This is a genomic window from Roseiflexus sp., assembly GCF_057785375.1.
The window spans coordinates 1-10,450 of the sequence record NZ_JBYNRX010000001.1; the positions used below are offsets into that span (position 1 = coordinate 1).

At 62.3% G+C, this 10,450-nt stretch carries 9 protein-coding genes; 1 reads left to right on the forward strand and 8 read right to left on the reverse strand.

All coding sequences use genetic code 11. The annotated features are described in order from the left end of the window. Positions 1 to 164: 164 nt before the first annotated feature. Together AC3EA7_RS00005 and AC3EA7_RS00010 are read right to left on the reverse strand one after the other, a co-directional pair. Complete coding sequence (locus AC3EA7_RS00005) at positions 165 to 605, reverse strand: phage holin family protein (RefSeq protein ID WP_488611965.1); 441 nt, start codon at positions 603 to 605, stop codon at positions 165 to 167. Beyond that, on the reverse strand, positions 602 to 1,168 hold the full coding sequence (locus tag AC3EA7_RS00010; protein WP_488611966.1) for a Uma2 family endonuclease: 567 nt from the start codon (positions 1,166 to 1,168) through the stop codon (positions 602 to 604). The genes AC3EA7_RS00005 and AC3EA7_RS00010 overlap by 4 nt, the downstream gene beginning before the upstream one ends. Before the next feature lie 694 nt (positions 1,169 to 1,862). Here AC3EA7_RS00010 and pdeM point away from each other — a divergent pair. After that, positions 1,863 to 2,579 (forward strand): ligase-associated DNA damage response endonuclease PdeM, encoded by a 717-nt coding sequence (gene pdeM, locus AC3EA7_RS00015; RefSeq protein ID WP_488611967.1) that lies wholly within the window; start codon positions 1,863 to 1,865, stop codon positions 2,577 to 2,579. Here the strand turns inward: pdeM and AC3EA7_RS00020 are convergent. From AC3EA7_RS00020 to AC3EA7_RS00045, 6 genes are all read right to left on the reverse strand, one after another. After that, positions 2,500 to 3,747 (reverse strand): NAD(P)/FAD-dependent oxidoreductase, encoded by a 1,248-nt coding sequence (locus tag AC3EA7_RS00020; protein WP_488611968.1) that lies wholly within the window; start codon positions 3,745 to 3,747, stop codon positions 2,500 to 2,502. The two genes, pdeM and AC3EA7_RS00020, sit on opposite strands and share 80 nt — an antisense overlap. 888 nt (positions 3,748 to 4,635) lie before the next feature. Further along, positions 4,636 to 5,343: a sortase gene (locus AC3EA7_RS00025; RefSeq protein WP_488611969.1), complete on the reverse strand. Its 708-nt coding sequence runs from the start codon at positions 5,341 to 5,343 to the stop codon at positions 4,636 to 4,638. Between the two features lie 132 nt (positions 5,344 to 5,475). Next, the gene (locus tag AC3EA7_RS00030) at positions 5,476 to 6,018 is read right to left on the reverse strand and encodes a hypothetical protein (protein ID WP_488611970.1); all 543 of its coding nucleotides are present in this window, start codon (positions 6,016 to 6,018) and stop codon (positions 5,476 to 5,478) included. Then, positions 6,015 to 7,016, reverse strand: a complete 1,002-nt coding sequence (locus tag AC3EA7_RS00035; RefSeq protein WP_488611971.1) for a tetratricopeptide repeat protein — start codon at positions 7,014 to 7,016, stop codon at positions 6,015 to 6,017. Before AC3EA7_RS00035 ends, AC3EA7_RS00030 begins: the two co-directional genes overlap by 4 nt. Further along, positions 7,013 to 8,956, reverse strand: coding sequence for a polysaccharide biosynthesis protein (locus tag AC3EA7_RS00040; RefSeq protein ID WP_488611972.1), 1,944 nt, complete (start codon positions 8,954 to 8,956; stop codon positions 7,013 to 7,015). Before AC3EA7_RS00040 ends, AC3EA7_RS00035 begins: the two co-directional genes overlap by 4 nt. Further along, positions 8,953 to 10,176 carry a DegT/DnrJ/EryC1/StrS family aminotransferase gene (locus AC3EA7_RS00045; RefSeq protein ID WP_488611973.1) on the reverse strand — a complete coding sequence of 408 codons (1,224 nt, stop codon included), beginning with the start codon at positions 10,174 to 10,176 and terminating at the stop codon, positions 8,953 to 8,955. The genes AC3EA7_RS00040 and AC3EA7_RS00045 overlap by 4 nt, the downstream gene beginning before the upstream one ends. Positions 10,177 to 10,450: the final 274 nt, after the last annotated feature.

The following is a 10,450-nucleotide window of genomic DNA, read 5'->3' on the forward strand; positions in this document are numbered from 1 at the left end:
TGGGCGAAGGCCCGGCGTGGGCGAAGGCCCGGCGTGGGCGAAGGCCCGGCGTGGGCGAAGGCCCGGCGTGGGCGAAGGCCCGGCGTGGGCGAAGGCCCGGCGTGGGCGAAGGCCCGGCGTGGGCGAAGGCAATGCCTTCGCCTACCCGGCATTTGGACGGTCTCTTATTGATCCATCCTGTCATTGCGCACGATGATGCGCACCGGCGCTTCTCCGGCAAGCCAGAGGAGGAGGGTATTGACAATCGCAATGATCAGACCGCCGAGAAACGCCGACCAGAAACTATCGATGCGAAACTGCACCCCCAGACCACCGGCGATATAAGCGGTCAGTAAGAGCAAGAGCGCATTGATGACCAGCGTAAACAGTCCCAGCGTCAGCAGCACCAACGGACAGGTCAGCAGGGTCAGGATGGGGCGCAACGCCGTATTGACCAGCCCAAATACCAGCGCGACCAGTCCGATTTCCCAGCCAGGACCGACGAACTCGATACCGGGGACGACCTGAATAGCCACAAAGATCGCCAGCGACGTCACCAGCCAGCGCAACACCAGGCTGCGCGCCATCTGCCAGCGCGAGGGAGGTTGTGGCGGAGAGTCAATCATGGCGAGAAGAGTGCATCGGTGGTAAAACTGACCTGCGGCAACATCACGGCGCCGATCCGACCGCCCGGCAAAATCTTTTGAAGCAGCGTGTATTCGCCCGCTGCCGGCATCGTATACTGCTCGACGATCTGCCTGCTGGCATCAACAAGCCAGACTTCGACAATCCCGGCGCGAGCGTAGCGCGGCAGTTTTTCTTGCTGATCGTAAGCGAGCGACGTATCTGCGACTTCGATGATAAGCAGCACATCCTCTGGCGTGGCAAGGGCATTGAGATAGGCATCCTCACGCGGACGCAGCAGAGTCAGATCGGGTTGGGGTTCGTTGTACTCGTTCAGCCGGATCGGGTTTTGCACGCTGACAATTGCATCATTGCCCGCCAGACGCACCAGTAAAGCAGTGAGTCGATTGACCAGGCTCACGTGCCGCGCACCGATCGGACTCATCTCACGAATCTCCCCATCGATCAGTTCAACCCGGTCATCCTCGCGTAGCAGACCGGCTTCGCGCAAACGGGCGTATGCGTCAACCGTAAATCGGTAGCGTGTGACTGTTTCTGTCGTCATGGAATCACTCTTGACCGCCAGCATATTGCCTGCGTGCGTATGATACCATGCCAGACGATGCGATGTTGCAGCGTCACGGTTCACGGCATACGCCTGATGGCATAGGGTGCGCATTATGCATTGTCTCGCGCTGCATCGCTGACTCCGACAATCCGCCGGCGCGTTGGATGAACTCCTCCGCGCGTTGCTGCTCGACCCGAAGGCCACTGCGCGGAGACGTTCGCAGCGCTGATGGGCACGGACATCAGCCTGGCAGCCCTGTGCCGCCATGTTGCGCATCCTCATTATGGAGCGCTCAACCAAAACCTGGACAATCAAGGATGCGGAGCGGCTGACGTTGGCTTCGACAGGCTCAGCCAACGGCCGGGGCAAAGACGAGAAACTTATTTGGCAGGAAGTGAACGGCTGACATTGGCTTCGACAGGCTCAGCCAACGTCAGCCACAAGCCGGTCAACACGGGCAAGTGTTGCGCAACATTAGGTTGATCGCTCTATAAGCGCCCGACGGCTGAAGCCGCAGGCTCCTGTTGCGAATCCCGCCTGCGGAGGAGGGCGCAAGTAATGCGGAATTCCTGTCGCAAAGACCATACCGACAATACCGGCTTTTTGATACAGACTCTTTGCGCCTTCGCGCCTTTGTGTGAGTTTACCAGATAGCACTGGACTGAACCGGTCTCTCGATGATGCCCCGCTTATGTCAAACGATTCGATGGGTTCCGAACAAATCGTGTCACTTGCCGGAGAAGACGTGTGGCTCCTCCCGGAGCGCGCCATTTTCTGGCGGCGCACTGCCACGCTGATCATCGCCGATCCGCATATCGGCAAAGCAAGTGCATTCCGCACCGCATCAATCGCTGTGCCGGAAGGAACAACAACCGCCGATCTGGATCGCCTGAGTCAGGCTATTGCCCATTGCAATGCGCAGAAAGTCATTATTCTGGGCGATCTGCTGCATGCGCGCAGCGGACGCACTGCTGCAACCATCGCAGCGTGTGCGAAGTGGCGGGAGCGCCACGCCGATCTTGCCCTGTTCCTGGTGCGCGGCAACCACGACGCGCACGCCGGCGATCCACCGAATGCCTGGGGGGTCGTCTGCATCGATGAGCCATGGCATCTGCCGCCCTTTGTCATGTGCCACCATCCCAAAGCACACGCCGATGGGTACACGCTCGCCGGACATCTCCATCCTGCCGCCCAGTTGACCGGCGCCGGCAGGCAACGCGTGACCCTCCCCTGTTTCTGGTTTGGCGCGCAGGTCGGTGTGCTGCCAGCGTTCGGCAGTTTCACCGGCGCAATGGTGATCGCCTCTGAGCCGGACGATCAGGTGTTCGTTATTGCTGATGATGCTGTAGTTGCAGTGTCGGGCGCATCACGCGGAACGGCACCAGCGCCGCGGAGGCGGCGCCGGTAATCGCCGCTTCCGCCAGCAACTGCCCGAAACGCATGCCGAATGGCATGCCGTGACCGCAGAACCCGCCAGCCATCCACACCCCTGGCAGCTCCGGCGCTGCATCGGCGACCGGCGCGTAGTCGGCGGTGAACGCCATCAGCCCTGCCCAGCGCCGGGTGACTTCCAGCCCGCTGAGATGCGGAAACAGACGTGGCAAGATCTGCTCGATGGCAGCCATGACCTCGGATGTCGGAATCGTTTCGGTAACGCCAACATCGCGCCCCGGAGCGCAGGCGCGGCACCCGCCGATCACGATGGAACCATCCGGCGTCTGATGCCAGTACTCGCCGGTGGGAGTGACCGATGCGCCGATACCTTGCTCGAAAATGCGCGGAACGGGGGCATACGCCAGCGCCTGACCGCGCACCGGCGTGATCACGTCGCGCAACGCCGGGATCAGGTCGCGCGTCCAGGCGTTGACGGTCACCACTGCGGCGCCTGCTTCCACGATGCCGCGATTGGTGATCACGCGGACGTGACCATTGTGCGGGACCAGACGTTCGACCCGCGCAATCGCCACACGCGCGCCGTGCCGTTGCGCCGCTGCGATCAATCCGTAGACCAGCCGCGCCGAATGGAGCAGCGCATTCTCCGGTCCATACAACGCTCCCGTGATCTCCTCGCTCAACGGCGTGCGGACCAACGCCTGCGTCTGCTGGCGGTCAAGGAGTTCGGCGGCGAACCCATCGGCGCGCAGCGCAGCAATGTGGCGCTGGAGATCGACATACTGCTCTTCTCCCAACGCTAGCGTCAGATGCCCCGGTTCGCGATAGTCGCAGGCGATCTGTTCTTCGGCGAGCGTCTGCCGTAGCAGCGCGCGACTGTCGAGCGTGATCTGCATCATTGCGCGGGCTGTGTCGCGCCCCAGACGTGCGATGGCATCAGCATACCCTTCCGCCGTTCCAACCACGTGAAAACCGCCGTTGCGACCGGTAGCGCCGTAGGCGGGCGCCGCCTGTTCGATCAGGAGCGGCGCAGCGCCGGCGCGCGCCAGAAAGTACGTTGTCGCTGCGCCGAAAAAGCCGCCACCAACAACCACGATATTCGCGGTTGAGGGGAGATCAATCGGGAAAACCGGAGCAGGCGCCGTCGCCTGCCAGTATGACTGCGGATCGTGAGTGACGCTCATGGTCAGTTTCCCTCGTGTCTTACTAACTAATGCGCGGTCATTCGTACCATACTGCCGGGTCGCGCAGCGAGACGTCAGGGCGCTGCGGGCGAACGCCCTCGCTGAGGACGCGGTTCGACCACGCTCACCGCACACGGTTCGACCACGCTCACCGCACGTGGAAGCCCCCTTGGGGCTGCTGATGCCAAGGCGCAGTCATGAGTCCACGACCGCCAACGCGCGTTGTGGGTTGTTACGTCTTGCGGACCGGGCGCTCGAACATCTTGTCTGACCGGCCACAAGTTAGTATGAGAACCAAGAACTGAGAACCAATAACTGATACTAAGAGCCTATCCGAAAACCCGGCGGCGAGGTATTATGGGGTAGGCGAAGGCACTGCCTTCGACTACCCCGCAGGGTTTTTCGGATAGGCTCTAATACGCGGTCACTTGTACAATGATGGTTTTTGAGAACATAATCCGGCATCACCCGGTTAAGCCCGCGCGGGCGGGCTTTGCAGCAGTAGCCCGCAGCTTTAGCCGCCGAGCGGACTGATGCCAATACGCGGTTGTGCGTCTGCGACACGCCTGTCGCTGCGTGTTGACCGTTGCGCCTTGCACAACGAATGCTCAAACATTTTGTCTGACTGAACGCCACAACGTCCATCGCGACTCAGATAGTATCGGCTGATCTGCACGGTCACCGTATGATAGCCGATACATGTCGGTCTGGCAAAGGCGACGGGACATGCCGCTCAGCGATGCATTCCCAGGGGTGCGGTCACACAAGGGCGGCAAGACGCCAGGAGGGACACGGTGCGGCAGGCTCATCGCAAGGGGCGCTCCACGCGCGGGCGCTGGCGCCGCACCCCAACACCCCGCACACCTGAAGACGCTCCGCTGAAAGAACCTACTCCTTCCCTTCGTACACGGCAACCACAATCAGTCGTCGCTCATTCGTCTGCCGCTCGAGAATCCAGTCGCCGCTACAGGTGATGAGTGTGGCGATTGTCCGATCACTGGGCGCCATAACGAGCACATCGTCCGGCGTTGTTTCGTAGATCGTTTGCACCCGATAGCGATGGAGGGCGGACATCGTTTGCACCAGGATTTCATCGCCGCGCTGCACCTCGTGCAGACGATCAAAGGTGGCATAGGGTCCGCCAGCATGTCCGGTCAGGACCATGTTGCCCGGCGCGCCGGGAAAGGCGGTTCCAAACATCCATCCAATGCCCTGGAACTTCGGTAGGTGATCGATGTCTGCCAGCGTCACGGGCCAGTTAACGTTGATGCGTGGAATGATCAGGCGCTCTGGCGGCAGGAGAACAGGGTCCGGCGTCGGTGTGACCGGCGCTTCGGGTGTGACCTGCACCCCGCTTGCGGCAATCGGCGTGGCTTCTGCTGCGGTGCCCGTCGGGCTGGGTTGGGTCAACGGAACGCGCTGACCATCGGTTGTGACCAGCACTCGTTCGGTTGACGGGCTGAGGCGTTCCTGGTCGCGCAACATATTCATCCAGACCAGGTACGCCGCGCCGATGCCCAGCAGGATAAGGGCAACCGCAGCAATGACCGTCAGGAATGGACGATAGCGATAATAGGAAACTCGCGCGCCATGCATGGTTTTTTCTCTCCTCTGGCGTCAACTACGGAGTTACGCGCTCATCTCGCAGGCGAGATCCGCCTTCATCGGGATGACTCCACTGCCGCAGGCTCTGGCAGAACCAAAAAATGCGCCACCGCGTAAGTCCTGTCAATGAGATGACATTCGGTTGGCGCCGGGCGGAGCGGAGGTGTTCGGCAGTTCGGTGATCGTGCGCGTGCCGCGCCCGGCGTTGGTGACGATCAGCACCGGCGCCCCCCCGCTGCCAGGCGCGCGATACTCGCCTTCGACCGCCAGCGGCACGCCGGCAATTGTGACCAGACCATCCCATCCTGGCATCAAGGTCACGCGCCGCGCTGGCAGACGGTCGAGGCTGATGTTCGGATGGTTGAAACCTGTCAACTCGACGGTCACACTTCCATCGATAGACCAGCGTTCAACCCCCTTGCCATCGACTTCTTCGAGTTTGCCATCGAGCATGCCACGAAATGACCACCAGACTGCGCCGCTGCCATCCATTGCCCGGCGAATCACATAGGCGCCTGTGATGCGATGTCCGGCGCCTTCGACGTCTGCCAGCACCGTCAACGTTTCGGTCGGCAGAGGAGCAGGCTGTTCTTGCGCCGAAACGCCGCTCAGCGAGAAGATGAGCGTCAGCAAAAGGACGATGCGCCTCATAATCCATCGTTTCATACGTTCCTTCGAAACAGGTCCATCCAGCGCGCGCCGCCGCGCCGTTGAGACTGCCGTTCCCCGGTTGTCGCGGTCTCGCGATCCGTGCGCCGGTTGGCTGCCTGCGTGCGGTAGAGCGCGGCGGCGCGCTCGCGGCAGTACTGTGCGCTTTCTTCATCGCCAAGGTCCGCCAGCACGCGACTGAGCGCCTCCAGGCTCTGCGCCGTCACCAGGTGCTCACGTCCCAGCCGATCCTCGCGGATTGCCAGCGCCTGCGCCAGGCAAACGCGCGCACTGCGCAGATCGCCGAGCGCCACCAGGGTCACGCCGAGATTGTGCAGGCTTTGCGCTGTCGCCGGGTCGCGTGGTCCCAGCGTCGCCTCGCGGATCGCCAGCGCTTCCTGAAAGTGAAAACGCGCCTGGGTGTAGCGTCCCTGCTCAAACCAGAGCGCGCCGAGGCGGGTGTGGGTCTGCGCCGTCGCAGGATGGGCGTTGTGCAGTTCGGACTGCCGCCGCAGTGCGCGTTGCAGACACATAAGCGCTGTGGTGTATTTGCGTTCGGCGCGCAGCGCATCGCCCAGCCCACTGAGCGCACGGGCGATGATCGCGCTATCGCCAAAGACGCTTGGACGGTGCGCCGCCAGCACCAGTTCGTACTGCTGGCGCGCTTCTTCCACCTGTCGTTCCGCCAGCAGCAGATCACCCAGGTGGCAACGCAGCGCGCCGATCGCGGGATGCGCTTCGCCCAGCGTTCCAGAACAGACATCTGTCACCCGCCATAGCAATGCAGTGGTCGCGTTTGGGTTTACCTGCGCCTGCGACATTTCTGTTGCGCGCAGGCAGCGATACGCAAGATCGGCAGCGGCTTCGGGCGATGTGGATGCCTGCGACAGCAGCGGCTCGCACGACGCGAGCAGCATGGCTTCGTGCTGTGGCGCCTCGTCGGAGGGCGATGTCATCAGAGCAGCGTGGCGGTCTGACATCACAACCGACATCTCAGTCATCGTATCCGTCATCATGGTCGGCTCTCAATCAGAACGTGCGCCGGTTGCAACGAACGCAACGGCACGGACGACGGCGTTTCATTCGTGACCGGAACCGGCGGCGGGCAGCACTCCGGCACAATGGCGCGCATCATGCGGCGAACGTCAGCATCGAGGTTGGCGCGCGCCGTCCGTTCGAGCGCGGCCACACTGGTGCGCAGCGCCGGCGGAATACTGTTGCTGGCGCCTGCCGCAACAAAGATTTTGCTGTGCGCCGTCGGTTGATATTCTTCTCCCCGTGCAAACAATTCCTCGAACAGTTTCTCACCGGGGCGCATGCCGGTAAAGCAGATGTCAATGTCACGCCCAACTTCCAGCCCGGACAGACGGATCATGTCGCGCGCCAGATCAACCACTTTCACCGGCTCGCCCATATCGAGCATGAAGATTTCACCCGTGCGTCCCAACACCGACGCTTGCAACACCAGTTGCACGGCTTCGGGAATCGTCATGAAGTAGCGCCGCATCTCTGGATGAGTGACTGTCACCGGTCCCCCTGCCGCAATCTGGCGCTTGAACGTCAACACCACGCTTCCACGACTACCGAGCACGTTGCCAAAGCGCACCGCCACATACGGGCGACCGCTGACCCGTGCAGCGTCAAGCACGAGCATCTCGGCAACCCGCTTGGTCGCCCCCATGACACTCGTCGGATTGACGGCTTTGTCCGATGAAATCATCACAAAGCGTTCGACGCCGGTTTCAAGCGCAACATCGAGCAGATTGCGCGTTCCGACGATGTTGTTGCTGACGGCTTCAACGGGGTGTTCTTCCATGAGCGGCACGTGTTTGTGCGCTGCGGCGTGGAAGACGAGATCGGGCGCATGGGTCTCAAACACGGCGCGCAGCCGCTCCAGATCACGAATATCGGCGATGACCGACACAATACAGGGTGATTGGTCGAGTTGCGCGTTCGCCAGTCGGGCAAGTTCGTTGCAGACCTCGAACACGCTGTTCTCGCCGTGTCCGAGCACAATCAAGTGCGAGGGACCGAAGCGCAGCAACTGACGACAGAGTTCGCTGCCGATCGAGCCGCCGCCGCCCGTCACCAGCACGCGCCGTCCGGCAACCAGTGCGCGCACAGCAGCGGTATCGGTCTGCACCGGCGCCCGGCGGAGCAGGTCTTCGATCTGAATGTTGCGCAGTTTACTGACGCTGATCGTTCCGTCGATCAGTTCGTGAACGCTGGGCATGATGCGCACGGCAACTCCGGCGGCTTCGCAGATGTGCATGATGTCGCGCACCGCTTTTCCAGGCGCCCCTGGCATGGCAATGATGACCTGGCGAATCTTGTGCCGGGCGGTGAGCGCCGGAATGGCATACCGGTCGCCAAGCACTTCGACGCCATGCAGACGCAAGCCGCGCTTTGCCGGATCATCGTCCAGCAACCCGACGACCTCCATGCCAAGTCTGGGATTGCGTTGAATCTCACGCACAATAATGGACGCCGCATCACCCGCGCCCATGATTAGCACCGGCGCCGGTCGGTCGGTGGCGCGGCGGCGGCGCTCACGCGCAGCGCCGATGCGCACGAGCAGCCGCGGGATGCTGACCAGCAATGCGGCGATTGGCGGGACAATGAATGGAATGGAACGGGGGACGGTTGCTATCACCGGCGTCACGAGATCGAGCAGGGCGAGCACAATTGCAGTGACGCCCATTGCCAGCGAAGTTGCACCGCTGAGCAGCAGCACTTCCTCGAATGAGGCGTAGCGCCAGTAACGGCGGTAGATGCCGAACGCGCGAAAGACCAGCGGGGTGACGATGATCGCTGCCACGCAGAAGTGCGCACACGCCAGCCAGTAGGTCGCAAGGTCGAACGTTTCGAGCCGCAGCACAAAACTGCTGTAGATCGCCACCGGCACGAGCAGCACATCGGAGAGCAAGAAGTGCCGGTTCTTGAGTCGTTGCATCATCGTTCCACTCCTCCGGTCACAGACAGCGGCGCACTGCGCCGGACTGCATCGCACAGCGCTTCGCACACGGCATCGACCTGCGCTTCGGTCATGACGCTCGAAAATGGCAATGCCAGCGAGACCGATCCCAGATGCTCAGTCACCGGAAACTCGCCGCCACGGTATCCAAACTGCTCACGGTAGAACGGTTGCAGGTGGATGGGGGTAAAGTACGGTCGGCTGGGAATGCCGCACTCCACCAGCAGGCGCACGACAGTATCCCGCTGCGCCGGCGGCAGAATACGCACCACATATACGAACCACGACATATGCGTCGTTGTGGACGCGATACGCGGCGTTTCAATCCATTCCACACCGGCGAGTCGCTCGTCGTACCAGGCAGCGACGCGCGCGCGCTTCGCCAGGATTTCATCCAAACGCTGCAGCTGTACCAGACCAAGCGCAGCGCTCAGTTCGTCGAGGCGGTAGTTGTACCCCAGGCGAGTGTGGTTGAGCCAGCCATCGAACACATCGCGTCCCTGGTTGCGCAGGCTACGAAACAGATGCGCCCATGCCTCGCGGTTGGTGACGATCATGCCGCCTTCGCCGGTAGTGACCTGTTTGTTTGGATAGAAAGCGAACACCGCCACGTCACCGAGCGATCCCGCCGGTCGTTCCTTGTAGGCGGCGCCAATGGCTTCGCAGGCATCTTCGATAATCGCCAGATCGTAGTTGCGCGCAGTATCGATCAGCGGGTCCATATCGGCGGGTTGCCCGAAGGCATGCACCGGCAGCAACGCGCGTAACCGTCCGACCGAGCGACGCGCGCCGCGGAGCGCCGGCGGCAACCAGCGGTCGGCAGCCGCACCGCCACGTGTCAGGTCTGCAACCGCAGATGCCACGAGGTGCGGGTCGATATTCCCGGTCACTGGATCGACATCGACGAACACCGGCACACCGCGCTCGTATAACACACAATTTGCCGATGCAATGAACGAGAACGGCGTCGTGATCACCAGATCGCCGTCGCCAACCCCGGCAGCAATGACGCACAGGTGCAGACCGCTGGTGCCCGAGTTAACGCCGACCCCCCACTCGACACCGGCGACCGCAGCGGCTGAACGCTCGAACGCTGCCAGGCGCGGACCAATGCTCAACGTTGGCGTGCGCAGCGTCTCGACGACCGCCTGCACTTCTGTATCGCCAATGTCGGGAGACGACATGGGAACGCGTGGTGCCATTGCGATTCCTCCTTATCAACGGCATATGTGGTTGCCGTTGCAACGAGTGTATCGCTGCGCTCGCCAATGTGCGTCTGCCTGTCGGTTATGCTGGGATATGCCGCATGGCGGATTTCGCACAGGGCGAGCGGCAAGAGGCGCGCCCCCACGCCGACGGCGCGCCCCTACGCCACCGGCGCACCCGCGCGCAAACGTCGGGGCGGGTCTGTGACCCGCCTCCACGCCGGTGGAACGACGGCGCACCCACGCGCAAACGTCGGGGCGGGTCTGTGAC